22 protein-coding genes and 1 pseudogene are annotated in these 24,528 nt (G+C 65.9%); 8 read left to right on the forward strand and 15 right to left on the reverse strand.

Features of this window, described 5'->3' with window-relative positions:
• Positions 1-6 precede the first annotated feature (6 nt).
• The 3 genes from AC1DDO_RS03580 to leuA form a co-directional block, all read right to left on the reverse strand.
• On the reverse strand, positions 7-858 hold the full coding sequence (locus AC1DDO_RS03580) for an isoprenyl transferase (protein ID WP_476867597.1): 852 nt from the start codon (positions 856-858) through the stop codon (positions 7-9).
• Between the two features lie 20 nt (positions 859-878).
• A complete protein-coding gene (gene recO, locus AC1DDO_RS03585; RefSeq protein WP_476971442.1) occupies positions 879-1,631 on the reverse strand; it encodes a DNA repair protein RecO in 753 nt (250 codons plus the stop codon).
• Between the two features lie 150 nt (positions 1,632-1,781).
• The gene (gene leuA / locus AC1DDO_RS03590; RefSeq protein WP_476867588.1) at positions 1,782-3,521 is read right to left on the reverse strand and encodes a 2-isopropylmalate synthase; all 1,740 of its coding nucleotides are present in this window, start codon (positions 3,519-3,521) and stop codon (positions 1,782-1,784) included.
• A gap of 255 nt (positions 3,522-3,776) precedes the next feature.
• Here leuA and AC1DDO_RS03595 point away from each other — a divergent pair, with 255 nt between their 5' ends.
• Positions 3,777-5,729 (forward strand): M13 family metallopeptidase, encoded by a 1,953-nt coding sequence (locus AC1DDO_RS03595; protein ID WP_476971443.1) that lies wholly within the window; start codon positions 3,777-3,779, stop codon positions 5,727-5,729.
• 74 nt (positions 5,730-5,803) lie between these two features.
• Here AC1DDO_RS03595 and AC1DDO_RS03600 read toward each other — a convergent pair whose 3' ends face one another.
• The 7 genes from AC1DDO_RS03600 to AC1DDO_RS03630 form a co-directional block, all read right to left on the reverse strand.
• A complete protein-coding gene (locus AC1DDO_RS03600; protein WP_476971444.1) occupies positions 5,804-7,366 on the reverse strand; it encodes an LCP family protein in 1,563 nt (520 codons plus the stop codon).
• Positions 7,367-7,486: 120 nt separating this feature from the next.
• Entirely contained in the window at positions 7,487-8,446 is a 960-nt protein-coding gene (era, locus tag AC1DDO_RS03605) for a GTPase Era (RefSeq protein ID WP_441408973.1), read from the reverse strand.
• Positions 8,430-9,761 carry a hemolysin family protein gene (locus tag AC1DDO_RS03610; protein WP_476867585.1) on the reverse strand — a complete coding sequence of 444 codons (1,332 nt, stop codon included), beginning with the start codon at positions 9,759-9,761 and terminating at the stop codon, positions 8,430-8,432. Before AC1DDO_RS03610 ends, era begins: the two co-directional genes overlap by 17 nt.
• Positions 9,758-10,231 (reverse strand): rRNA maturation RNase YbeY, encoded by a 474-nt coding sequence (ybeY, locus tag AC1DDO_RS03615; protein WP_476971445.1) that lies wholly within the window; start codon positions 10,229-10,231, stop codon positions 9,758-9,760. The genes AC1DDO_RS03610 and ybeY overlap by 4 nt, the downstream gene beginning before the upstream one ends.
• The gene (locus tag AC1DDO_RS03620; RefSeq protein WP_441408975.1) at positions 10,228-11,316 is read right to left on the reverse strand and encodes a PhoH family protein; all 1,089 of its coding nucleotides are present in this window, start codon (positions 11,314-11,316) and stop codon (positions 10,228-10,230) included. Before AC1DDO_RS03620 ends, ybeY begins: the two co-directional genes overlap by 4 nt.
• A gap of 272 nt (positions 11,317-11,588) precedes the next feature.
• Positions 11,589-11,792 carry a hypothetical protein gene (locus AC1DDO_RS03625; RefSeq protein WP_476971446.1) on the reverse strand — a complete coding sequence of 68 codons (204 nt, stop codon included), beginning with the start codon at positions 11,790-11,792 and terminating at the stop codon, positions 11,589-11,591.
• Complete coding sequence (locus tag AC1DDO_RS03630; protein WP_476971447.1) at positions 11,789-12,304, reverse strand: flavin reductase family protein; 516 nt, start codon at positions 12,302-12,304, stop codon at positions 11,789-11,791. The genes AC1DDO_RS03625 and AC1DDO_RS03630 overlap by 4 nt, the downstream gene beginning before the upstream one ends.
• A gap of 231 nt (positions 12,305-12,535) precedes the next feature.
• On the opposite strand from AC1DDO_RS03630, the gene AC1DDO_RS03635 reads away from it, so the two are divergent.
• On the forward strand, positions 12,536-13,192 hold the full coding sequence (locus AC1DDO_RS03635; RefSeq protein ID WP_476971448.1) for a class I SAM-dependent methyltransferase: 657 nt from the start codon (positions 12,536-12,538) through the stop codon (positions 13,190-13,192).
• Between the two features lie 104 nt (positions 13,193-13,296).
• Here AC1DDO_RS03635 and AC1DDO_RS03640 read toward each other — a convergent pair.
• Positions 13,297-13,539: pseudogene (locus tag AC1DDO_RS03640) on the reverse strand (NAD-dependent epimerase/dehydratase family protein); the annotation flags it as partial.
• Positions 13,540-13,862: 323 nt separating this feature from the next.
• Between AC1DDO_RS03640 and cls the strand changes: the two are divergent.
• On the forward strand, positions 13,863-15,329 hold the full coding sequence (cls, locus tag AC1DDO_RS03645) for a cardiolipin synthase (protein ID WP_476867582.1): 1,467 nt from the start codon (positions 13,863-13,865) through the stop codon (positions 15,327-15,329).
• Positions 15,330-15,355: 26 nt separating this feature from the next.
• On the opposite strand, the gene AC1DDO_RS03650 is transcribed toward cls, so the two are convergent.
• A complete protein-coding gene (locus AC1DDO_RS03650; protein WP_476867581.1) occupies positions 15,356-16,267 on the reverse strand; it encodes an aminoglycoside phosphotransferase family protein in 912 nt (303 codons plus the stop codon).
• 122 nt (positions 16,268-16,389) lie between these two features.
• On the opposite strand from AC1DDO_RS03650, the gene AC1DDO_RS03655 reads away from it, so the two are divergent.
• From AC1DDO_RS03655 to AC1DDO_RS03670, 4 genes are all read left to right on the forward strand, one after another.
• Entirely contained in the window at positions 16,390-17,022 is a 633-nt protein-coding gene (locus tag AC1DDO_RS03655) for a CG0192-related protein (RefSeq protein WP_476867580.1), read from the forward strand.
• Between the two features lie 193 nt (positions 17,023-17,215).
• The gene (locus tag AC1DDO_RS03660) at positions 17,216-17,704 is read left to right on the forward strand and encodes an META domain-containing protein (protein ID WP_476971449.1); all 489 of its coding nucleotides are present in this window, start codon (positions 17,216-17,218) and stop codon (positions 17,702-17,704) included.
• Between the two features lie 192 nt (positions 17,705-17,896).
• Positions 17,897-19,021, forward strand: coding sequence for a PheS-related mystery ligase SrmL (gene srmL / locus AC1DDO_RS03665; RefSeq protein ID WP_476867578.1), 1,125 nt, complete (start codon positions 17,897-17,899; stop codon positions 19,019-19,021).
• 268 nt (positions 19,022-19,289) lie between these two features.
• Entirely contained in the window at positions 19,290-20,210 is a 921-nt protein-coding gene (locus AC1DDO_RS03670; RefSeq protein ID WP_476867577.1) for a GerMN domain-containing protein, read from the forward strand.
• A 93-nt stretch (positions 20,211-20,303) separates the two neighbouring features.
• Here AC1DDO_RS03670 and AC1DDO_RS03675 read toward each other — a convergent pair whose 3' ends face one another.
• The 3 genes from AC1DDO_RS03675 to hrcA form a co-directional block, all read right to left on the reverse strand.
• Positions 20,304-21,077 (reverse strand): 16S rRNA (uracil(1498)-N(3))-methyltransferase, encoded by a 774-nt coding sequence (locus AC1DDO_RS03675; RefSeq protein WP_476867576.1) that lies wholly within the window; start codon positions 21,075-21,077, stop codon positions 20,304-20,306.
• A 2-nt stretch (positions 21,078-21,079) separates the two neighbouring features.
• Positions 21,080-22,210 carry a molecular chaperone DnaJ gene (gene dnaJ, locus AC1DDO_RS03680; RefSeq protein WP_441408986.1) on the reverse strand — a complete coding sequence of 377 codons (1,131 nt, stop codon included), beginning with the start codon at positions 22,208-22,210 and terminating at the stop codon, positions 21,080-21,082.
• A 63-nt stretch (positions 22,211-22,273) separates the two neighbouring features.
• The gene (gene hrcA / locus AC1DDO_RS03685; RefSeq protein WP_476867575.1) at positions 22,274-23,287 is read right to left on the reverse strand and encodes a heat-inducible transcriptional repressor HrcA; all 1,014 of its coding nucleotides are present in this window, start codon (positions 23,285-23,287) and stop codon (positions 22,274-22,276) included.
• A 316-nt stretch (positions 23,288-23,603) separates the two neighbouring features.
• Here hrcA and AC1DDO_RS03690 point away from each other — a divergent pair, with 316 nt between their 5' ends.
• Positions 23,604-24,455, forward strand: a complete 852-nt coding sequence (locus tag AC1DDO_RS03690) for a DUF3097 domain-containing protein (RefSeq protein ID WP_441408988.1) — start codon at positions 23,604-23,606, stop codon at positions 24,453-24,455.
• The last annotated feature ends 73 nt before the right edge of the window (positions 24,456-24,528 follow it).

Genomic DNA, 24,528 nt, shown 5'->3' on the forward strand with positions numbered 1-24,528 from the left:
AGCCGGTCAGGTGACCTCGCCGCCCGCGGCGGAGGCGGCGTCGACCGCTCCGCCGTAGCGGCGGTCCCGCTGGGCATAGATCTCCACGGCGTCCCAGAGTGTCCGGCGGTCCACGTCCGGCCACAGCGTGTCCAGGAACACGAACTCGGCGTAGGCCGACTGCCACAGCATGAAGTTGGACAACCGCTGTTCCCCGGAGCTGCGCAGGAACAGGTCAACGTCCGGCAGGTCCGGCTCATCCAGGAACTTCTGGATGGTGCGCTCGGTGATGGCTCCCGGCTTGAGCCGGCCCTGCGCCACTTCCTCCGCGATCGCGGCGACGGCGTCGGCGATCTCGGCGCGTCCGCCGTAGTTGACGCACATGTTCAGGGTGCACGTACTGTTGCCCCGGGTATAGTCCTCGGCCTCTTCGAGTTCGCGGATCACCGAGCCCCACAATTTCGGACGCCGCCCGGACCAACGGATGCGCACGCCCCACTCGTCCAGCTGGTTCCGCTGCCGGCGCAGCACGTCCTTGTTGAAGCCCATGAGGAAGCGCACCTCCTCGGGGGACCGGCGCCAGTTCTCAGTGGAGAAGGCGTACACGCTGACGTGCTCGATCCCGAGTTCGATCGCGCCGGCCATGACGTCCAACAGGGCAGGCTCCCCCGCCCTGTGGCCTTCGATCCTCGGCAGGCCGCGCTGGTTGGCCCAGCGCCCGTTTCCGTCCATGACGATCGCCACGTGCCGCGGAATGAGCTCCGCGGGGATGGCCGGCGGCACCGCGCCGGACGGGTGCGGATAGGGAGCCACCACCGGCGTGGTCCGCTGCCGGACTTTGCCCTGCTTCGCCTGGCTCTTATCCAGGTTCCTTCCCAGACTTCTTCCCAATGCCACTTTTACGTTCGCTCCACATGTTTGAGGGATTTCAGGACTCGTTCCAGATGCCACTGGAGATAGCTCGCCACCAGGCCGGCCGCCTCCCGGCGGTGGACGGACTGCGAGGCATCCGCCGTCGTCCAGTTCCCCGTCAGCAGGGCACCGAGCAGGAGCACCGTCTCCGGTGCCGGCGCCGGGGATCCCGGCGGCCGGCACGCTGGGCAGACCATGCCGCCCAGCGGTGCGGAAAAAGCCGTGTGCGGGCCCGGCGCACCGCATCTGGCGCAGTCGGTAAAGCTGGGCGCCCAGCCGCCGGTCGAAAGGGCCCGGAGCAGGTAGGAATCCAGGATGAGCTCGGAGGCATGATCTCCACGGCTCAGCGACGCCAACGCGCCCACCAGCAGGTTGTACTGGGCAGTTCCGGCTTCGCCGTCGACGTCCGTAAGCTTCTCCGCCGTTTCCGTCATGGCGGCCGCCACGGTGTACCGGCCATAGTCGGCCGCGATGTTTGAGCCGTAGGCGCCCTTGGCCACGGCCTGCGTGACAACGTCCAGGGTCCGCCCGGAAACCAGTTGCAGATCGACCACCATGAACGGTTCCAGCCTCGCGCCGAATCGGCTGCTTGTGCGGCGGACGCCCTTCGCCACCGCACGCACCTGGCCGTGGTGCTTCGTCAGCAGGGTTATGATCCGGTCCGCCTCGCCCAACTTGTGGGTACGCAGTACGACGGCGTCATCACGGTAGGCGCGCGCTGCGAAGGATTGTTGGGCCACAGTTAATCTTCGCACTGTCTCTGTTGATTCACGGCATGGGCAACGCCCTGCTGCCGTGCTGAAAACGCTGCGACGGCAAAAAACTGCGCCGCCGGAATGATCCGGCGGCGCAGTTCGTCAGTGGGGGGGTTGCCGTGTCGGCGGACCAAATCAGGCGCGGGCGTCCCGGATGGCGCGGTTCACGGCCGAGATGACGGCCTTGAGGGCCGAGGTGCTGGTGTTGGCGTCGATCCCCACGCCCCAGAGCACGCGCTCGCCCACGGCGCATTCGACATATGCGGCGGCCAGGGCGCTGCCGCCCTCGGAGAGTGCGTGTTCGCTGTAGTCCAGGACCCGGACGTCCACGCCGTCCTCGCGCAGGATGCTCAGCAAGGCCGCGATGGGGCCGTTGCCGGTGCCGGTCCGGCGGACCTGGTTTCCGTCGATCTTCAACGCGGCGGTCAGGGTCATGTCGCCGTCCTCGTCAGTCTCGGTGCTGATCGAGCCGAGGGCGTAGCGTCCCCACTGCGCGTCGGCGGAACCCGAGGGCAGGTATTCATCCTGGAAGACCTGCCACAGCTGGGGTCCGCTGACTTCTCCGCCAACCGTGTCGGTCCGCTTCTGGATGACGCCGGAGAACTCGATCTGGGCGCGGCGCGGCAGGTCCAGGCTGTGTTCGTTCTTGAGCAGGTAGGCGACGCCGCCCTTGCCGGACTGCGAGTTGACCCGGATGACCGCCTCGTAGCTCCGGCCCAGGTCCTTCGGGTCCACCGGCAGGTACGGGACCTGCCAGGTGTAGTCGGCGACGTCCTTGCCGGCCGCGGCGGCATCCTTTTCGAGTGCCTCCAGGCCCTTCTTGATCGCGTCCTGGTGCGAGCCGGAGAACGCGGTGAAGACAAGGTCTCCGCCATAGGGGGCCCGCTCGGCCACGGGCAGCTGGTTGCAGTACTCCACCGTGCGGCGGATTTCGTCGATATCTGAGAAGTCGATCATGGGGTCGATGCCCTGGACGAACATGTTCAGTCCCAGGGTCACCAGGTCCACGTTGCCGGTCCGCTCGCCGTTGCCAAAGAGGCAGCCCTCGATCCGGTCTGCGCCCGCCATGTAACCCAGCTCGGCGGCGGCGACGCCGGTGCCGCGGTCGTTGTGCGGGTGCAGGGACAGGATGATGCCCTCCCGCGGGTGCAGGTTGCGGCTCATCCACTCGATGGAGTCGGCGTAGACGTTGGGGGTGGCCATCTCAACGGTGGCGGGCAGGTTGATGATGACCTGGCTGTCGGCGGATGCCTCGAAGACGTCGGCGATCGCGTTGCAGACCCGAACGGCGTAGGCCAGCTCGGTCCCGGTGAAGGACTCGGGCGAGTATTCGTACGTGATGTGCGTATCGACGAGGGTTTCCTCGTACTTCTTGCACAGCCGGGCACCCTGGAGGGCGATGTCCAGGATGCCGTCTTCATCCTGGTTGAACACCACGCGGCGCTGCAGGACGGACGTGGAGTTGTAGAGGTGGACGATCGCCTGTTTCGCGCCGACCAGGGACTCATAGGTCCGCTCGATCAGGTGTTCACGGGCCTGGGTCAGGACCTGGATCGTGACGTCGTCGGGGATGTGGTTGCCCTCGATCAGCTGCCGGACGAAGTCGAAGTCGGTCTGCGATGCGGAGGGGAAGCCGACCTCGATCTCCTTGTAGCCCATCTGGACCAGCAGCTGGAACATCTTCAGCTTGCGGGCCGGGCTCATGGGATCGATGAGGGCCTGGTTACCGTCCCGCAGGTCCACTGCGCACCAGCGCGGGGCCTTGGTGATGACTTTGTCCGGCCAGGTGCGGTCCGGCAGTTCAACGGTGATCTGGTCCTGGAACGGGATGTAGCGGTGGACCGGCATTCCTGAGGGCTTCTGTGCGTTTCGCATTACTTATCGGGGCCTTTTCTGTGATTCTTGGTGAAAGGGTGGCCGGGCAACACAAACTCCGCAGCGAGGGTGGGCCTTGCGCTAGATCGCGTCTGAGGCCTCGCCGCGGCAGCTAAGGAGAAGCAGTTCTGCGCGCACCATTTCACAGTAACACGGGTGCGTAAGATGAAGGAGCCAGACCACCGCAACGTCCACCATGCAGACCGTGCACCGATCACACGCTCCGGTGCCGGACTGCCTCTCAAAGGAGCATACGTGCCACTTTCGGGGATCGACCTGTCCACCATCGACGCCAGCGTCCGTCCGCAGGATGACCTGTACCAGCACGTGAACGGCGGCTGGCTCAAGAGCACTGTCATCCCGGACGACCGGCCGCTGGAGGGAACGTTCACTTCGCTGCGCGATGCTTCCGAGCTCGCCGTGAAAGAGATTATCGAGCGGGCCGCCGCGCGCGGCGCCGACGCCACCGGCATCGAGCGGAAGATCGGGGACCTCTACAACAGCTTCATGGACGAAGCCGCGGTGGAGGCCAAGGGCCTGGAGCCGCTCCGGGCCCGGCTCGCGGAGGTCTTTGCCACGGAGTCCGTGGCCGGACTGGTTGCGCTGGCCGGACGGCTCTTCCGGGCCGACGTCTCGGGGCTGTTCTACATCTACCCGGCTCCGGACGCCGGAAACCCGGACCGGATCCTGCTGTACACCGGCCAGGGTGGCCTCGGCCTGCCGGATGAGTCGTATTACCGGGAAGAGAAGTTCGCCCCGATGGTCCAGGCCTACCGTGAGTACGTCCAGGCTATGCTCGGCCTCGCGGACGTGGCCGACCCCGAGGGCGCGTCAGGCCGCGTAGTGGCGCTGGAAACCGCGCTGGCTTCACACCATTGGGACAACGTGACATTGCGGAATCCGCAGAAGACGTACAACTTGAAGTCCGCCGCCGAGGCGGCAGAGCTGTTCCCGCTGCTGGCCGATTGGTTCGACGCCGCCGGCATCGAGCCGGAGAAGCGAACCGAACTGGTGATGAGCACCCCCGATTTCTTCGCCGGCGCCGCGTCGCTGCTGGAGACAGAACCGCTGGCGGCCTGGCAGGAGTGGCTGGCCATGCGCGTCGTCAGCTCGGCCGCCCCGTACCTGTCCTCGGCGTTCGTGGACGCAAACTTCGCTTTTTATGGCACCAAGCTGAGCGGGACGCCGCGGATCAAGGACCGCTGGAAGCGCGGCGTCGCGGTGGTCGAGGCGGCACTGGGTGAGGCCGTCGGCCAGATCTACGTGGCCGAGCATTTCCCCGAGGGCCATAAGGCTCGCATGCAGACCCTCGTGGCCAACCTGATCGAGGCTTACCGGGAATCCATCACCGGGCTGGACTGGATGGGCGAGGCCACGAAGCTCGAGGCGCTCAAGAAGCTGGACTCCTTCCGAGCCAAGATCGGTTTCCCGGACAAGTGGATCGACTATTCGGCGGTGCGGGTAGATCCCGCAGATCTGCTGGGGAACGTGGAGCGCGCGCACAGCGCCGACGTCGACCGACACCTCGACGAGGTCGGCAAGCCCGTGGACCGCGAGAAGTGGCTCATGACCCCGCAGACGGTCAACGCCTATTACCATCCGCTGCTGAACGAGATCGTGTTCCCCGCCGCCATCCTGCAGCCTCCGTTCTTCACGGCCGACGCCGATGACGCGGTCAACTATGGCGGGATCGGTGCCGTCATCGGCCATGAAATCGGCCACGGCTTCGATGACCAGGGCTCGCAGTACGATGGCAGCGGCCTGCTGCGCAACTGGTGGACCGAGGACGACCGGACCGCCTTCGAGACACTGACCTCGAAGCTGGTGGCGCAGTTCGACGCGCTCTCCCCCAGCGCCGCCCCGGGCCACAACGTCAACGGCAAGCTGACTCTGGGCGAGAACATCGGCGACCTCGGCGGCCTCACCATTGCGTATAAGGCCTACCTGATCAGCCTCGACGGGCAGGAATCCCCTGTGCTCGACGGCATGACCGGGGTCCAGCGTTTCTTCGCGTCCTGGGCCGCAGGGTGGCGGCAGGTCATCCGGAATGAAGAGGCCATCCGCCGTCTGGCGACTGACCCGCACTCGCCCAACGAGTTCCGAACGAACGAAATCGCCAAGAACCTGGACGCCTTCCATGACGCATTTGGCGTCACGGATCGGGACGGCATGTGGATGGCGCCACAGGAGCGCGTCAGCATCTGGTGACCCCGGCGTTCATCCGGTAAGAACGCGAAAGGCCCCCGTTCAGAAATGAACGGGGGCCTTTCTGCGTGCGGGACCTAGCGGGTGATCAGCGCCGGGTTCGCCTGCTGACAGACCGTGTCGCCGGCCGTCTGGTTGACGATGTTGGCGGGAAGCTGCGGCGTGGCATCTGCCGTCGGCGTCCCGTTGGCAAAGTCGCCGCCCAGGTAGACCTGGACACCGACGACGCCGGCAGCCGGGAGCACCTGGCCCGGCGCCACGCCGAGCAGGGCAGCCACGTCCGCGGCGACATCGGCGTACTCCGCCCCGTAGTAGACCGCGGTTTTTGCGACGGGCTGAGCCGCCAGCTGGCCAACCTTGGAGAACCCGCCGGCTTTGACGGCCTGAACGATTTCCTGGGTCCGCGCCGGCGCACCGGAGCCGTTGGCCACGGTAATGGGCTGAAGGGTCTTGTCGTAGGCCGGTTCCGTGGCGGTTGGCGTCGGGGTGGCACTGGCGCTTGGTGAGGCGGCCGGCTTCGCCGTCGGATCGGTCAGGTCAACGTCCCTGCGCATGGCGTCGAAGAGCTGGGGCGCCGCGGGCTCGGCCAGCTGCAGCCGGTTGGGGTCGGATTCGGCCGGGACCGTCGGCGTGGCCACGAAGGCCACCTTGCCGACGTCGATGTTCTTCAGCCGGTTGCCGACTGTTAGCAGCGTCGGAACCGAGGCGAGGCCGTCGTCGATGGTCAGGTTCTTGGTGATCGCGTCCGCGATGCCGAGCATCCGGGCGGGGTTCGTGAGCGTGCCGTCATCCTTGATTTTCCGGGTCAGGGCGGACAGGAAGCCCTGCTGGGCCTTGATGCGGCCGAGGTCGCCGCCGTCGCCGAACGCGTGCCGCGTGCGCACGAAGGACAGTGCCTGTTCGCCCTGGACGGTGGAGTTGCCCTTGGGCAGCCTCAGCTTCGAATCGGGGTCATATACGGCGTCGCTGACGCACACCTCGACGCCACCGACGGCGTTGGAGAGTTCCTTGACGGCGTTGAAGTCGGCCATCATGAAGTGGTCGATCTGCAGGCCGGTGAGCTTGTTGACGGTGTCCACCGCGCAGCCGATGCCGGCCTCGGACATCGCCGAGTTGATCATGACGCCGCTCTGGGCCGGGTAGACCTTGTTCGTCTTCGGATCCGTGCACTGCGGGATGTCCACCAGCAGGTCGCGCGGGAAGCTGATGACGTTGACGCGTTTGTTGTCCGCGGAGATGTCCATGAGCATCATCACGTCAGAGTGGCCGTAACCGGTGGAGTCATCGCTGGTGCCGTACTGCGAGTTCTTGCCGTCTCGGGTGTCCGAGCCGAGGATCAGGATCTGCATCCGGTCCGTCGAGTCGTTTACGGCGCTCCCGGACTGGACATTGCCGGCGCTCAGCGGGGCCTTGGTGAGGTTGCCCTGGAGCCGGATGGTCCAGTAGGCGCCGAATGCGACCACGCCGACCAGGAGCACCGCGATGACTCCCGTGGTGACTTTCAGCCAGGTGGGGGTTCGCCGGACGGCACCGAGGTGGCGGGCAGGGCCAACGGAGGCGTCGGCCGTGTGCCGGGCAGCGGCAGCTGACCGGGCCGGCGGGGTGGAACCGGCGGCACGGTTGTCACGGGGTCGAACCACTTGTTGAGCCTTCCTTCACGAACGGGAGTCTGCCCATTTTAGTGTCCGAATCTGAGAAAACCCCGATGGTCCCGCTCTTGGGAGCGGCGGGGCGGGCAATTGGCCTGGTAAAGGCCCTGCTCAGAAGCCCAGTTTGACCAGCTGCTTCGGATCGCGCTGCCAGTCCTTGGCGACCTTCACGTGCAGGTCGAGGTAGATCCGGGCGCCCAGGAGCGCCTCAATCCCCTTGCGCGCGTTGGTTCCGACCTCGCGGAGCCGGGCGCCGCCCTTGCCGATGATGATGGCCTTCTGGGACGGACGCTCGACGAACAGATTGACGCGGACGTCCAGGAACGGCCGGTCCTCGGGCCGGCCTTCCCGCGGAACGATTTCATCGACGACGACGGCCAGGGAGTGCGGCAATTCGTCGCGGACGCCTTCGAGGGCTGCCTCCCGGATGAGTTCGGCGATCATCACCGCTTCCGGTTCGTCCGTCAGGTGCCCGTCCGGGTACAGCGGCGGCGACGCCGGCATGTGGCTGATCAGCACGTCGGCGACCGTATCGACCTGGAAGCCGTCGGTGGCGGAGACCGGAACGATGTCTTTCCAGCCCTCCTCGCCGAGGACCTCGCGGCCCAGGGCGGCGACGGCGAGCAGCTGCTCCGTGAGGGCCTGGCGGTCCACGGTGTCGGCCTTGGTCACGATCGCGATGATCGGTTTGTTGCCGACGGCGGCGAGCTGGGCGGCGATGAACTTGTCACCGGGGCCGATCTTCTCGTTGGCCGGCAGGCAGAAGCCGATCGCGTCGACCTCGGCGAGGGTGTCGGCGACGAGTTCGTTCAGCCGCTTCCCCAACAGGGTGCGCGGGCGGTGCAGGCCCGGGGTGTCGACGAGGATCAGCTGGGCGTCGTCCCGGTGCACGATCCCGCGGATGGTGTGGCGGGTGGTTTGCGGCTTGGCCGAGGTGATCGCGACTTTTTGGCCGACCAGGGCGTTGGTGAGGGTGGACTTGCCCGCGTTGGGCCGCCCCACCAGCACCGAGAAACCGGCGCGGTAGCCGCTCTGGGCTGCGCCGCCGTCGGACTTATTCTGCTTGCTCACGTGAGACTCCCTGTTGGATTGGTGCGGCCTCGTCGAGAAGGTCTTCAAGGTCAGTTTCTTCTTTTGCTACGGCGGCCGCAATGATGTGGCTGACGCGGTTCCGCCGGCCCTCGAGCCGGTCGGCGCGGAGGGACAGGCCGTGGACCTGGACGGCGCTGCCGACAATCGGCACCCGCCCGAGGGCCTTGGCGAGCAGGCCGCCGACGGTGTCCACTTCGTCGTCGTCGAGCTCCAGGTCAAAGAGTTCGCCGAGGTCTTCGATGCTCATGCGGGCACTGACCCGGTAGGTTCCGTCGCCGAGCGCCACGGCCTCGGCGCTTTCGGTGTCGTATTCGTCCACGATCTCGCCGACGATCTCCTCGATGAGGTCCTCGAGCGTGACCAGCCCCGCCGTTCCGCCGTATTCGTCGATGACGATCGCCACGTGAGTGGATTCCTTCTGGAGTTCGCGCAGCAGGTCGCTGACCAGCTTCGAGTCCGGCACGTAGCGGACGTCTCGGGCGAGGTCGTCCACCACCGGGGGCTGCTCGTCGGCGCCAAGGTTGTGCAGCGAGGCGGCGACGTCCTTGAGGTACACAATGCCCAGGATCTGGTCCGTGTTCTCGCCGATGACGGGGATCCGGGAGTACCCGGAGCGCAGGAACATTGACATCGCGCGCCGCAGGCTTGAACCGGAGTCGATCGTGAGGATGTCGGTCCGCGGGACCATGACGGAGCGGACCAGGGTGTCCCCGAAGTCGAAGACCGACTGGATCAGCTCGGCCTCGTTGTCCTCGATCACGTCGGACTCGGTGGCACGGTCCACGAGCTCGCGGAATTCCTCCTCGCTGAAGAACGCCTCGCTGTCGGCGGGCGCGCCGGGGGCCACGACGCTGCCGAGCCGCACCAGCCAGCCCGGGATCGGGCCCAGCACCGCGTAGAGCGAGCGGACCAGCGGGGCGCTGAACCGGACCAGCGCGGCGGAGTGAACCCGGCCTAGCTGGCGCGGGGACACGCCGACGATCACGAAACCGACCACCGCCATGATGCCGGTGGCCGCCAGGCCGGCAAGCCAGACGTTCTCCAGCATGCTGGAGAGCAGGACGGTTACGGCGACGGCGGCTGCCGTCTCGAACCAGACCCGCCAGAACCGGAGGGCGCGCATGTGCCCCACGGGCTGCGCCAGGATGCGTTTGAGCGACGTTCCCCTGCTGTGCAGGACCGCCTGCTCGGCGTCGTGCCGGGGCAGGAAGTTGAAGGCGGATTCGGCTGCGGTGAGCACCGCGGCAACGCCAAGGAACACCAGCGCCATGCCGGCGAGGATCAGTGGGGTCACTGAATCGTCTCGGACGGGGCCGCTTTGCCGGTGAAGGCGGTCAGCAGTTCGCGCTGCAGCCCGAACATCTCTTCCTTCTCTTCCGGCTCGGCGTGGTCATAGCCGAGCAGGTGCAGGATGCCGTGCGTAGTGAGCAGCAGCATCTCGTCCTGGGTGGAGTGGCCGGCGTTGCGGGCCTGGACCTTGGCCACCTGGGGGCAGATGGCAATGTCCCCGAGCATGCCCTGCGGCGTCGGCTTGTCCGGGGTGCCCGGGGTCAGCTCATCCATGGGCACGGAGAGGACGTCGGTGGAGCCGGGCTCGTCCATCAGTTCCAGGTGGAGCTTTTCCATGGCCGGTTCGTCCACCAGCAGGATGGACAGTTCCGCCTGCGGGTGGATGTAAAGGCGTTCGAAGATGAAACGCGACAGGGCCACGAGTCCGGCCTCGTCGACGACGACGCCGGACTCGTTGTTGACCTCAATGCTCATGCGCGTTCTCCCCGCGTTTCCCGGGCTACGGAGTGCTTGACCCGGTTCCTTTGGACTTCATCCCAGATGCTGTAGGCGTTAACGATGTCCCCGACCAGGCGGTGCCGGACGACGTCGGAGGCGTCCAGTACCGAGAAGTTGACGTCATCGATTCCCTGCAGGATCTCCTCGACGATCCTCAGCCCCGAGCGGGTGCCGAACGGCAGGTCCACCTGGGTGACGTCGCCGGTGACCACCATCTTGGAGCCGAAGCCCAGGCGGGTCAGGAACATCTTCATCTGTTCCGGAGTGGTGTTCTGTGCCTCGTCGAGGATGATGAAGGCATCGTTCAGCGTCCGGCCGCGCATGTAGGCCAGCGGCGCCACCTCGATGGTGCCGGCGGCCATGAGGCGCGGAATGGATTCCGGGTCCATCATGTCGTGCAGGGCGTCATACAGTGGCCGCAGGTAGGGGTCGATCTTGTCGCTCAGGGTACCCGGCAGGAAGCCGAGCCGCTCCCCCGCCTCGACGGCGGGACGGGTCAGGATGATGCGGCTGACCTCCTTCTGCTGCAGGGCCTGGACGGCCTTGGCCATCGCCAGGTAGGTCTTGCCGGTACCGGCCGGCCCGATCCCGAAGATCACCGTGTTGGCGTCGATCGCGTCCACGTAGTTCTTCTGGTTCAGCGTCTTGGGCCGGATGGTCTTGCCGCGGGTGGAGAGGATGTTGGTGGTCAGCACTTCCACCGGGTTCTGCAGCGACTGGCTGCGGAGCAGCGAGACGAGCTGCTGCAGGACGGCCGGGGTGATGACGGTGCCCCTGGCGACCAGCCCGCGTACCTCGTTGAGCAGCCGCATGATCCGCGGCACGTCGGCGGCCGGGCCGCTGATCGCGAGCTCGTTCCCCCGGACGTGGAAATCGACGGCAGGGAACTGGTTTTCGATGAACCGCAAGGCTTCGTCATGGCTGCCCAGCGACTGGACCATCTGTTCTGAGTCGTCGAACAAGACCACCTCCGTCCGCAACCCTGGTAGGGAGTGGGGGAATTCCCCTGCGGTGCGCTCTCCGGCGCTGAACCGGGCCTTGCCGTTCGCTGCTTCAGTCATGGTGTTGGCCCGCGGGCCTCTGGTCCCCTCCAGTATGAATATGGTCTGTCGCCGTGATCCGTACCGGGCCGGTTCGCACCGTCCGCGGCCGGGGTCAGCGGGTCCTTCCATCTTACGCCAGCGCGGCGCGCCCGACGCCGGTCCCATGCGGCCATGCTTCGGGCGCCGGGCCGGCGGGGAGCAGGCACCGGAATCGGGCGTACCCGGCATGAGCTGGGTTTACGTTTCCTGGCGAGGCAATGCGCGGGTCGCACGGGCCGCGGCCGGTGTTCCTAGAGGTAGGTGCTTCCGAAGATGACATACCCGTCAAGCCAATGGGCCCCGGTCCTCGGGAACGGCTGCTCCGCATCCTCCGGCGCGAGCCCTTGGGACGGAACGGTTGGCACCGCCGCCGTCCAGGGCCACGCCGCCCACAAGCCCGCGCCGGCCAGCAGCACGCCACATGCCATGACGATCCAGGCCGCGCTCATGGTCATGCCACGCTCTCCAGCGCGCCGGCCCGGGACCGGACACCCACGTAGTCGCCCTTGAAGAAGAGCAGGGGCTCCGCGTCGGGGCGGGCGCTCAGCGCGCGCACCGCGCCCACGACGATGGTGTGGTCGCCGCCGTCGTACTCCTGGTGCAGTTCGCAATCGACCCAGGCCAGCGCCTGGTCCAGGACGGGGTTGCCCAGCGGCGAGGGCGCGTGGTCGACGCCGGCGAACTTGTCCGCTCCCGAGCGGGCGAACTGCGCCGCCAGGTGCTGGTGTTCTGCGGGCAGGATATTGACGGTGAACCGGCCGGCCTCGCGCAGCAGCGGCCAGGTGCTGGAGGTCCGTGCCGGGCTGAAGGTGACCAGCGCCGGTTCCAGGGACAGGGACGCGAAGGACTGGCAGGTGAAGCCGGCCGGTCCGTGCTTTGTTGCTGCTGTGATCACCGTCAGTCCGGTGGCGAAGTGTCCGAGAATGTGGCGGAGTGTCTTCGGGCTGAGGTCAGATTGTTCCGTCATGGCGGGTCCTTTCGACGCTGGTAGCCCCAATCAACCACCACGGAACCCGGTTCCCAAGCCCGGTTGAAACGCACAGTCGCGCAGCGACACAGCACGTCACGGACCCGTTGCATGACGTAAGAATCCGGCCACAGCAGGGACCTGGATTACCTCCCCAGCTCCCTCACCGGCTCTCGTGGGCGGCTGCAGCGGCAAGAGGAATTCGCCAGCCTTGGCCGGTAGGCTCGATCAATGGCAAATCACGAGACCCTGCTAGACGTCAGATCCGCGTATGACACGGTTGCCGAGGCTTATTCGACGGCGCTGCCGGATACCAGCTTCGAGGCGCCCCTGGATCTGGCCATGGTGGACCACTTCGCAGCACACATGCGCGCCACGGCGGACCGGCTGGTGATCGACGTCGGATGCGGTGCCGGACGAATGAGCAGCTACCTGAGCCACTCCGGACTGAACGTCAGCGGCATCGACCTGTCGCCCGAAATGGTCAGGGTCTCACAACGGCTCCATCCCGAACTGCGCTTCGAAGTGGGAGAGCTGACCGCCCTGCCGGCAGCCGACACGTCAGCGGACGGCATCCTCGCCTGGTATTCGATCATCCACTCTCCCCCGGCAACCCTGTCGGCGATCGCGCGGGAGTTCTGGAGGGTGCTCCGCCCGGGCGGCTCGGCGCTCATCGCCTTCCACGCCGGCAGCGGCCACCGCATTATTGACCGCGCCTACGGCCACGCCATCCAACTGCGCGCGGAACTGCATGCCCCCGACGACGTGGCGCTCCGGTTCACGGAGCAAGGATTTGAGATGCGCGCACAGCTTGTGCGCACACCCCGAACGATAGAGAAGCACCCGCAGGCTGCCATCCTCGTCGACAAACCATGTTTGCCCTCGTAGTGCGCGTTATCGTGTCCGTAGGGGACGATTGGCGGTGAACTGCTCCTCCGGGGCGTAGTCGATGTAGTGCTCGAAGAACAGATCGTCGGTTCCCGGTGCCGCGCGTCGGCCTCCGTGTAGCACACGGCGTCCACGAGCAGATCCGCACCGCGGCCGACTACACGAGCCAGGGCTGCGTCGTCACGACGTTCGGCGACGATGAACCGTGCCCCGGCTTCCGTCAGTTCAACCGGCATTTTTCTGCGGTCCCGGCCTGTGATCTCCACGACCCAGCCGGCTCTGATCAGCCGCCACGCGATGGCGCGCCCGAGGACACCGGTACCTCCAAGGATCACAGCCCGTTTCATGGTCCGACTCTAGCGGAGGGCAACTCTGGGCTCCTTTGGCCCGCATGCCCAGATTTCCGGGATTTCACCCGCACCGGGTGAGGCCCACCCCGGACTTGACGCCAACAATAAGTCATACCCTCCACGGACAGGGCTGAGGGACAGAGCGTCCCGGAAACGAGAACGCATTTTTGAGAGCAGGAAAGACAAATGGGTTTCTGGGAAAACTTTTGGGACACTTTCTGCTGGTTCTGCACAGCATCCCTATTCTTACCTGAGGAAAGAACCAAGAGCCGGGTGCTGGTCTGATGGCGTTCGCAGCATTGAAGAACGGCTAGGAAGCAGTGCGCGGATTCTTTCAGGACCCGGAAACGTTGGCCTTACTCCTCCTGGCGATCCATATAGTCCTCGTGACCGTCGCAACTGTCCTCGTGTCGATGAATCGCCGTCCATCCTCCGCTATTGCCTGGGTGCTCGCCATAATTTTCATCCCAGTCCTTGGTGCCGTCGCTTTTTTCTTTGTCGGTTACTCGAAACTGCCCAAGGCCCGTCGCGACAAACAGCGCGAAATCAACAATCTTGTCCTGGCGCGGACTGAAGGCAGCCCGCTGGTCAGCCGCGGCCTTGACTGGCCGGATTGGCTGCATTCTGCGGTGGTGTTGAACAGCAACCTTGGTGCGCTCCCTATGGTCGCGGACAATAGTGCGACCCTATTGGGCGACTACAACGGCGCTTTCGATGCCATGATCGCTGAGATTGATTCGGCCACCCAGTACGTGCACGTGGAGTTTTACATCCTGGTGTTGGACGCAACCACAGCGCCGTTCTTTCAATCGTTGTCCCGGGCAAGACTACGCGGCATCGACGTCCGGGTTCTGTCAGATCATCTGGCTGGCCTGAAGTTCCCCGGCCGGAAAGAAACCCTGGACTTCCTCCAGGAGATAGGGGCGGAATATCGCCCCATGCTGCCGGTGCGGCCGTGGCGCGGCGAATGGCAGAGGCCGGACCTGCGCAATCACCGGAAGATCCTGGTCGTCGATGGCCGCGTGGGATTCACTGGATCCCAGAACGTCATCGACGCGAGCTACGACACGAAGGCCAACCTGAAGCGCGGGCTCCAGTGGCACGAGCTGATGATGCGCGTTGAGGGACCTGTGGTCCGGGAACTGGATGCGGTCTTCGCGACGGACTGGTACAGCGAAACGGATGTGATACTGCCACTGGATTCAAACCCCATAGGCGTCAGCCACAGTTCTGTGCTCATTGACGCGCAAGTCCTGCCCAGCGGTCCCAGCTTCGACAACGACAACAATTTGAAGCTCTACGCGACACTCATCCACAAAGCTGAGCGGCGTGTCAGCATCACGAGTCCATACTTTGTCCCGGACGAATCCATCCTGATGGCTATCGTCACGGCAGCGGCGCGGGGGCTAAGCGTCGAGCTCTTTGTTTCCGAGGTCGGAGACCAGAGCATGGTCTACCACGCGCAGCGTTCATACTACGAGGCACTGCTCCGCGCCGGCGTCAGGATCTACCTCTACCGGTCGCCCAAAGTGCTGCACTCGAAGCACTTCACCATCGATGAGGAAGTCGCGGTGATTGGCTCCAGCAACATGGATGTCCGTTCCTTCAGCCTCAACATGGAGGTATCCGTACTTGTGCACGGGCGCGGTTTTGTGGACGCAATTCGGGGGATCGAAGACGGGTACCGCATGGAAAGCCGTGAGCTGCAGCTCGAGGACTGGCTCCGTCGGCCCATAGCCCAAAAAGTATTCGACAACCTTTATCGCCTGACCGCCTCCCTCCAATAGGGAATTGGCGAACGGCAAGCCCAGCCTCACACCGTCCGCGAGATGTCGGCAACGACCTGCTCGATTTGATACCTGGAAACCCGTGCAAGGGCCGGGTTGGTGTGGACATAGTAGGGATAGGCGATGATTCCAATCGACAGGGCCCAGGCCCGGCCGCGTTCCCACGTTGCCTGGTCAACGCCTACTGCATCGCGAAACGCGGCGCGCCCCTTATCCTCCAGCAGGTTCCAGGCGACGATCAGGTCCACGGCCGGATCGCCAATGGCGATGCCACCCCAATCGATGACACCGGCGAGCCGTGCCTCGGCAATCAGAAGGTTGCCGGGCTGCAGGTCCGTGTGAATCCAGGTCTGCTCCCCGGCGCCCTCCACCACCTGCCGAGCCGCGTCCCATGCCGCTGAAAGGAGCGGGACGTCCAAGAGTCCCGCGCAGCTCGCGATCGCGGCGCGCGTCGCCGCGTCCCTGGCGGCCAGCCGGCCGCCGCGATAGGACCACAGCGCTTCCTTGGTCGCTTCAGTCCCGACGTCGGCGCCATGCAGTACGCGGATGAAGCGTGCGAGATCAAGCGCGAGGTCGGTTCCGTACGCGTGGCCCGGGGCAGGGTTTTCCCCTTCCAGCCAGCCGGACACCGTCCACGGCCACGGGTAGCCCCGGCCCGAGACGCCCTGTGCCAGCGGAATTGGTACCGGGACGGGCAACTGGGGACCGAGCATGCGCGGGTATTTCCACTCCTTGGACAGCGAGGACGCCGCGTCTGCCGTGCGGGGAAGCCGTACGACGAGCCTGTCACCGAGAGCGAGCATGACGTTGTCCGTCCCGGTGGAAGCCACCGGCTCCAGCGGCAGCCCGGCCCACTCGGGGAACTGATCCGCGACCAAAAGGCCCACCTGGCCCGTGTCAATGTCGGGCTCCGCGTCGTGCAGCTTTGCGATCATCATTGGTTCAACCTAGTCGACGCGCCGGACGGAGATCCGGGGCGTGGGAGAGAAGTTTGGATCTGGCAAGCCCGGATCCAGCGGCGCCGTATCCGGCTCGGGCGGCCGCAGCTAGGCTTGCAGTCATGGCAATCATCCACCAGGCAGAATTGCGGCCGACGAAACTCGAACTCCTCGAAGAGTGGCTGCCCAGTCAGCCGTGGTTCCCGGAGCCCGGCGCCGCGGGGCTGAGCAAAGTAGGCTCCTACCGGTTCGACGACCCTGCTGGCGAGGTCGGCATCGAGACGATTATCGTCTCTGCGGCGGGATCCATCTTTCAAGTGCCGCTCACGTACAGGGCCCAGCCATTGGCCGGCGCTGAATCATGGTTGGTCGGAACCATGCAGCACTCGGTTCTTGGCCAACGATGGGTTTATGATGCCTGCGCTGATCCCGTCTACGTGACGGCATTGGCAGCGAGCATCATGCTCGGCCACCCCCAGGCCAAGCAATACCTTGATGTGAAGGGAAAACTCGAAATCCTGGCCGAGTCTGTCTTCGTGCAAAGCACCGGGCCAACACTCAACGCAGTGCCCAACGTCTCCTCGGCTACCCCACGCGACACCGCCGACGGCACCGCAGTCGAGACCGCGGACCTGCAGCTAGTCGTCATCCGCCGGCTGGATCTTGAAGGGCAACCGGCCGGCCGACTCACATTGACCGGCATCTGGGAAGGACAACGGGACAACGTCAAACTCGCCGCCGTCACTAAGTCCTGACCACAGGAGAAAAATCCGTTCTGGCTGGGTGCGCCAGGCACGCATCGGGTGTCCCGGCATCAGCAAGAGCTTTTGTAGTGACATGGTCAGCACCCAAGGATAGGCTCCGATAAATGTTGGCCTTCAAGGGAGCGCAATGCGGCGGATTCGGTTCTGGAAATGCGCGTTCTCGGTCCTGTTGTCCGGCGTTCTGATGACGGCTTGCGCAGCCGGGACCACCCTGAGTCCCGGGACTGCTGGCCCTACCCGTCCGCCCGCTTCCGTTAATCCACCAATACCGTCTAATCCACCAATACCGTCCACGGCCCCCGTGGAAGTGTGCGCGAGGTTCCTGCCGTCGGCGTCGTGCTCCTCGTATGTCAGCATTTCCGGCACGTCCCATGGCAAGGATCTTCCATGGGTGGCCTCCGGCGCCGTAACCGTACGGCTTACGACTGTGGCCGGATCACTCCAACTGGCCGTCAAGACTCCGTGTAACCCGGTAAGTGGTCCCGCAACGATCAGGGAAAATACGCTCGTCGCGGGAAATATGGCCTCGGGCGCCATGGGCTGTCCCGCAGAAGCCGGAACCCAGGAAGCGTGGGTTTTGCATCTCCTGCGGGGCCCCATCGAGATGACATCGTCCGACGGAACACTCACCTGGAAAAGCGGACCGGACACGCTGACGCTCCGGGCCGACTAATACAGGCCATCCGGTCCGGAGGAGCCCGCCGTGGAGGCGCAGTGCGGTATAGTCGCCGCATGCTCTCAATGCGTCGATTTATTTGCCCCCGACCGGTCTCCGGTCGCGAGGGCTCTGAGGCGCGCGCCTAGGTCCTGGCGCCGGATTGAGTCGGGGGAACCCGCCACTCAACTCCGAATCTAAGGATCTTCAATGCCCACTTATCTCAGTCCGTCAGAGCTCCATGACGCTTTGACCATCCGCGACCTCTCAAATCCGGACCATCAGCCCCATGCGATGCAGGCGCTGCTGGATGCCATCGTCGAAGCGCTCCGCAGCTCGTGGGGCGTACCAGAACGAATCGTCCGCCACAGCCCCCTGGTCAGTGTGGCCGACAACTACGACCGTCTGGGGTTCACCGACTCGGACGTGACGCGGGACCAACGGTACTCCCGCTATGTCAGCCCCACGGTCATGCTCCGCAGCCACACGTCGGCTTCCATCCCGTCGCTGCTGCGGGCACTGGACAACGACGATTCCATGGACGAGTTGTGGGCGATCCCCGGCCTGGTCTATCGACGTGATTCCATCGACCGCACGCACGTGGGAACTCCGCACCAGGTCGACCTGTGGCGGATCAGTGCGCGGAACCGACTCGACGCGGACACCCTGCGTGACATGATCGGATCACTGGTGCAGGCGGTGCTGCCTGAGGCGCGATGGCGGGCTGTTCCGGCCGTTCACCCCTACACCAGGGAAGGTCTGCAGGTCGATGTCCTCATGGACGGGGAATGGCTCGAACTCGCCGAATGCGGGCTCATGGCGCCTCGCTTGTTCTCCGATGCCGGCCTGGATCCTGCGAAGTGGTCGGGACTGGCTTTGGGGATGGGACTGGACCGGGCCCTGATGCTCCGCAAAGGCATCCCCGACATCAGACTGCTGAGGTCTACGGACCAGAGAATCAAACAGCAGATGCTGGACCTGTCGCGGTGGAAACCAGTTTCCCAAATGCCCTCCATCCGCAGGGACATTTCAGTCGTCGTTCCCGCGGGAATGGATGCCGAAGTCCTCGGTGACCGGGTACGAACGGCACTGGGCAGGCAAGCCGAAGATCTGGAAAGCGTGGAACTGCTGGCCCTGACGCCGTATGGCGAGCTTCCCCCAGCGGCGCGGGAACGCCTGCGCATTGGCGCTGGACAGGCCAACGCGCTGATCCGGATGGTGCTCCGGCCTCTCGCCCGGACCATGACGGATCCCGAGGCGAATCAGATCCGGGACGCTGTCTACCTGGCTTTGCACGAGGGGCCCATCAAGGAGCTCATCGCAGGAAGGGGCTAGTGCCCGCCGCAGACCCGCCCGATGCCGACCGGCCACCCGCGGGCGCCGGGCGGGTCCGGAGCAATTAGGTATCAAGTTTGTATCGGCCTCATATCGTTCCCATTGCAGTTCCGGCGCCGTGGCCCAAACCCGGCAGACGGGCCGCGCCCGTGTGCCATGCTGGAACTCGGTTATCCCCAAGAGCGCCGTGCCGCTGACCGGCACGTCAAGCGGGGCGCTAGAGGAAAGGGACAGAAGCATCAGGAAGCGTGGAGTTCAGCAGCTATCGATGGGGCGCGCCCGCCGCGCCGCACTGGCGCTTGCGCTGCCCGCTGCCCTGCTCCTGTCCGGCTGCGTGGCCACACCGCAGAGCGGCATCACGAACTCCAGCAGCCCCTCGGAGCTCATTCCTGTTCCGGCCTCAGGCGTCCCCGCCACGAGCGCGCCGCTCGAAACGGCCCAGACGTCGAACAAGGCTCCGGTGTATTGGATCGGCCGCAGCAATGACAACGCATTCCTTTACCGTGAGTTCCGTGATGTCCCGGACCAGGACAACCCTGTCACCCGAGCCCTGCGCGTGATGATGTCCCAGAAGCCCCTGGACCCGGACTTCTTTACACCGTGGCAGAACCCGAAAAAGCTGGCGACGTCGATCTCCGGCAAGAACGTCATCACGGTGGATGTCTCCGCGGATGCCTTCAACAGCAACGTGGATGCCGCCATGGCCGAGCGCGCCATCCAGCAGCTCGTCTACACCGCGACGGCTGCCGCGGCCAGCGCGGGCCTGATCGATTCCGGCCAGCAGGTCCAGGTGGTTGTGCTGGTTGATGGTCATACGGACTACGTCGCCTTCAACCACGTCCGGCTGGGCGCGCCGACGTCCCGCAGCGCCGGGATGGTGGCTCCCGTGTGGATCATTGATCCGCAGGAAGGCACGTCCGTGGCCGACGGTTCTGTCAAGATCACCGGCCGGAGCACCGTGCAGGGCGGGAAACTCCGCTGGCAGATCCTCAAGGTCGACGGCGATAACGCCAAGACCGCCTACCTCAACGGCAGCGCGACGGCGTCAGCGGATTCCATCCAGTCCGGGTTGTTCACCCTGTCCGTGAACCTTGGCCCGGGCCGCTACGAGGTCCACGTGTCCCAGGTGGATTCGTCGGACAGCGCCAAGGAAGTATTCCAGGACACTCGCGGTTTCGAAGTCAAATAGGCTTCAAATAGGCTTCGCGGTCAACCAGCCACTCTCAACCAGCCACTGCGACACGGCCTGCGGCAGGTCAGCTGGGCTATCCAGGCAGGCCGATTACCAGCGGCCGAGGATGTCGTTGGCCAGCACGGTCGCGGCGGGCCCGGCGGTGGACGAGCGCAGCACGTGGTTCCCTAGGAGGGCCGTTACGGCCCCGGCGTCGCACAACCGGGTCACTTCCCGCGGACTGATGCCGCCTTCCGGGCCCACGATCAACAGCACTTCGCGGGATCCGGCGTCGCCGGCCGGCGCGGTTTCCAGCCAGGATTCGAGGACGTTCCGCAAGGGGCGGACGGCGTCTTCGTGCAGAATGACGGCCAGGTCCGCGGCCGCAACGGCAGTTTGCAGCCCGGTGCTGTCGACTGCCGCCCTGACCTCGGGAATCCAGGCCCGGCGCGCCTGCTTGGCCGCCGCCGTCACCACCGACTGCCACTTGGCGTGCGCCTTCGCGGCCCGTTCGGCCTTCCACCGCACAATGGACCGCTCAGCCTGCCAGGGAACGACGGCGTCGATGCCCAGCTCGGTGGCCGTTTCGGCTGCCAGCTCGTCGCGGTCGCCCTTGGCGAGGGCCTGGACCAGCACCAGTTGGATCCCGGGCCGCGGCTCGTCGGCGACATCCACGCACTCGACGGTCAGCTCGGCCGGCGCGACGGCGGTCACCGTGCCGGTCAGGCGCTTGCCGGCGCCGTCGGCGATGTCGACGGTCTCGCCGACGGCGATCCGCTTGACCGTGACAGCATGGCGGGCCTCAGGGCCGTCAAGGACGAAGGCGGAGCCGGGGACCTGCTGGTCCAGGGTGCCTGGGGCGGTGAAGAAGACCGGGTTACTCACCGCTACAGGTTACCGAGCCGGTCCCGGAGTTTGGCGAAGACGCCGCCGCTGGCCGCGAGCTTTCCCGCAGTGAAGTGTTCGCCGCGCAGCTTTGCCAGCTGGCGGAGCAGGTCCTCCTGGGCCGCGTCCAGCTTGCCCGGCGTTTCCACCTGCAGGTGGACTTTCAGGTCGCCGCGCCCATGGCCGCGCAGGTGGGTGACACCAAGGCCGCGCAGGGTGATGATCTCGCCCGACTGTGTACCGGCCTTGACGTCGATCTCCTGCTGCCCATCGAAGGTGTCGAGGGAAATTTCCGTGCCGAGGGCGGCGGCCGTCATGGGGATGTTGAGGCTCGCGTGCAGATCGTCGCCGTCGCGGACGTAGGTGGCGTCGTTGTTGACCCGGATCTCCACGTACAGGTCCCCGGACGGGCCGCCGGCCGGCCCGGCCTCACCCTGGCCGGAGAGCTGGATGCGCGTGCCGGTGCCGACGCCAGCCGGGACCTTCACGGTCAGCGAGCGGCGGCTGCGGATCCGGCCCTGGCCGCTGCATTCGTTGCAGGGGTCCTTGATGACGGTGCCGAAGCCCTCGCAGGACCCGCAGGGTGCCGACGTCATGACCTGGCCGAGGATGGAGCGCACGGCGCGCTGGACCTGGCCGCTGCCGCCACAGATGTCGCAGCGCACGGGGTGGGTACCCTCGCGGCAGCAGGATCCGTCGCAGGTGGGGCAGACCACGGCCGTGTCGACTTCGAGCTTCTTGTTGACGCCGAACACCGCGTCGCGGAGGTCGATCCGGACGCTGATCAGCGCGTCCTGGCCGCGGCGGACCCGGGATGCCGGGCCGCCCTGGCCGCCACCGGCGCCGAAGAAGGTCTCGAAGATGTCCTGGAAGGCGAAGCCCTGGCCCGAGTAGCTGCCGCCCCCGAAGCCGTTGTCGGTGCCGTTCTCATTGCCGGTGGTGTCATAGACCCGGCGCTTCTGCGGATCGGAGAGGACTTCATAGGCATGGGTGACGGCCTTGAACCGGTCTGAGGCGTCTTCTCCCGGGTTCACGTCGGGGTGCAGGGTCCGGGCCAGTTTCCGGTAGGCCTTCTTGATCTCCTCCCCCGTTGCGTCGCGGGAGACTCCAAGAACGTCATAGTGGCTGCTCAAAGTGTGTATCTCTTCCTTTTCGTACTGCCGGTGGGGCAAGAAGTCGTGCTGGGTCCGGGCCGGTCAGGGCCCCAGGATCCTCGAAAGGTAGCGGGCCACCGCGCGCACGGCGGCCATGGTGGTGGGATAGTCCATCCGGGTGGGTCCAAGGACACCGACCTTGGCCGTGGCGTCCGGGCCGTAGGCCGTGGCCACGACGGAGGCCTCGGCCAGACCGTCGTAGGGGTTTTCCCGGCCGATGCTGACGGTCACGCCGCGTGGGTCTTCGGCCATTTCGCTGAGCAGGCGGAGCATGACCACCTGCTCCTCGAGCGCCTCCAGGACCGGGCCGATGCTCAGCGGGAAGTCCACGTTGGAGCGTGCGAGGTTGGCCGTGCCGGCCATGACCATCCGCTCCTCGCGGCTGCTCGTGGCCAGCGCCTCGAGGCCGCGGGCAAGGGCCTGGGCTGCTCCCCGGCGCGCCGGCGGGCCGCTGGCAACCACTGTGGGCAGAAGCTGGGGCAGCAGGCTCAGCGGCGTTCCGGAGAGGCTCGTCAAGAAACTTGTACGCAGGTCGGCGAGGGCGTCGTCGGGAATGTCCTGCCCGACGTCGATGACGCGCTGCTCCACCTTGCCGGTGTCCGCGATGAGGACGATCAGCACCTTGCGGGGTGCCAGCAGCACGAACTCAATGTGCCGCACCCTGGCGCGGCTGAGCAGCGGATACTGCACGACGGCGACCTGGTTGGTCAGGTGGGACAGGAGCCGCACGGTCCGGTCAAGGATGTCGTCGAGGTCCTCGGATCCTTCCAGCAACGCCTGGATGGCCCGGCGCTCGGCCGGGGACAGCGGCTTCACCGCTGAGATCTGGTCGACGAAGAGCCGGTAGCCCTTGTCGGTGGGGATCCGGCCCGCGCTCGTGTGCGGTGCAGTGATCAGGCCTTCGTCTTCCAGCGCCGCCATGTCATTGCGGATCGTGGCGCTGGACACGCCGAGATGGTGGCGTTCAACGAGCGCTTTGGAACCAACGGGCTCACGCGAATGGACGTAGTCCTCCACGATGGCGCGCAGCACTTCGAGTTTGCGCGGTTCGCTCACGCTCCACCTCCAATCGACTGTCCCGCAGTCGGTGCCGCCCGCGTTGTACGGTCCGCGTCCAGAACTGGTGCGCGTGGTCCGCAACGGAACAAGTGTTAGCACTCGACATGCCTAAGTGCTAACCAGTCTAATATGACTCGCCGCGTTGTTAGCATTGGATTCGCTCCAGGCGTGGCCTGCGGGATCGCGTTTCCCGTCACATCGGGCGCCGGGACCGTAGCCGCTTCCGCCTGCGCCGCGCCCCTGTGGTCCGGTGCAGGCCACGGAGAGTTCCACTGACCGCCGTACATTCCGAGTGCAAAGTAAGCGTGTAGAGATGTCGTACCAGAACTGGGGACCCCAGGACCTGTCCGCCCCCGCCAAGACCGCGTTGCCGGAGGTCCCGGTGGAACGCGGGATGGTCCTCGAGGAGGTCCAGTCCGGCTGGGTGGGTGCCGTGACCCGGGTGGAGAAGTCCGGCGGCATGCACGTGGTGGCGCTGGAGGACCGTCGAGGCAAGTCCCGCTCCTTCCGTTTAGGCTTTGGCTTCCTGTTGGAGGGGCAGCCGATCCGGCTGATGCCTCCGGCTCCCAGGAAAGCGGCGCCGGCCGCCGGTGCCGGCCGCACGGCGTCGGGCTCGGTCCGGGTGGCCGGGCAACGCGCCCAGGTGGCCAAGGCCAGCCGCATCTGGGTGGAAGGCAAGCACGACGCCGAGCTGGTGGAGAAGGTCTGGGGTGATGACCTCCGGGTGGAGGGCATCGTGGTTGAACCCCTGCACGGCATTGATGATCTCGCGGCCGCCGTGGCGGACTTCGGTCCCGGCCCGGGGCGCCGCCTGGGCGTGCTCGTTGACCACCTGGTGGCCGACTCCAAGGAGTCGCGGATCGCCGACGCCGTCATGGCCTCACCGGGCGCCGCAGGCAACGTGCTGATCGTGGGCCACCCCTACGTCGATGTGTGGCAGGCCATCCGGCCGGCGGTGCTGGGGATTGAACAGTGGCCCGTGATCCCCCGCGGCGTCGACTGGAAGACAGGTATCCTGACGGCTTTCGGGTGGCCGCACTCGACGAAGGAGGACATCGGCCTCGGCTGGCAGAAACTCCTGGGGGCGGTCCGCAGCTACGCGGACCTGGAGCCGTCCCTGCTGGGCCGCGTCGAAGAGGTCATCGACTTCCTCACTGTGCCCTAGCCGGCGCAAGCTCTGACGCTCCCTGATCTCCATTTCCGCGCCAGAGCAAGTATTCTTGAATCGGCGGCCGCGC

The sequence above is a fragment of the Arthrobacter sp. 10N43 genome (assembly GCF_056394525.1).

Coding starts and splice junctions, on each gene's coding strand:
- AC1DDO_RS03635 (WP_476971448.1), top strand. CDS start 12,536: ATGGCAAATCACGAGACCCTGCTAGACGTCAGATCCGCGTATGACACG.
- AC1DDO_RS03625 (WP_476971446.1), bottom strand. CDS start 11,792: ATGACCATGAGCGCGGCCTGGATCGTCATGGCATGTGGCGTGCTGCTG.
- AC1DDO_RS03630 (WP_476971447.1), bottom strand. CDS start 12,304: ATGACGGAACAATCTGACCTCAGCCCGAAGACACTCCGCCACATTCTC.
- leuA (WP_476867588.1), bottom strand. CDS start 3,521: ATGCGAAACGCACAGAAGCCCTCAGGAATGCCGGTCCACCGCTACATC.
- ybeY (WP_476971445.1), bottom strand. CDS start 10,231: ATGAGCATTGAGGTCAACAACGAGTCCGGCGTCGTCGTCGACGAGGCC.
- AC1DDO_RS03670 (WP_476867577.1), top strand. CDS start 19,290: ATGGGGCGCGCCCGCCGCGCCGCACTGGCGCTTGCGCTGCCCGCTGCC.
- AC1DDO_RS03690 (WP_441408988.1), top strand. CDS start 23,604: ATGTCGTACCAGAACTGGGGACCCCAGGACCTGTCCGCCCCCGCCAAG.
- AC1DDO_RS03660 (WP_476971449.1), top strand. CDS start 17,216: ATGACGGCTTGCGCAGCCGGGACCACCCTGAGTCCCGGGACTGCTGGC.
- srmL (WP_476867578.1), top strand. CDS start 17,897: ATGCCCACTTATCTCAGTCCGTCAGAGCTCCATGACGCTTTGACCATC.
- AC1DDO_RS03620 (WP_441408975.1), bottom strand. CDS start 11,316: ATGACTGAAGCAGCGAACGGCAAGGCCCGGTTCAGCGCCGGAGAGCGC.
- AC1DDO_RS03655 (WP_476867580.1), top strand. CDS start 16,390: ATGGCAATCATCCACCAGGCAGAATTGCGGCCGACGAAACTCGAACTC.
- AC1DDO_RS03650 (WP_476867581.1), bottom strand. CDS start 16,267: ATGATGATCGCAAAGCTGCACGACGCGGAGCCCGACATTGACACGGGC.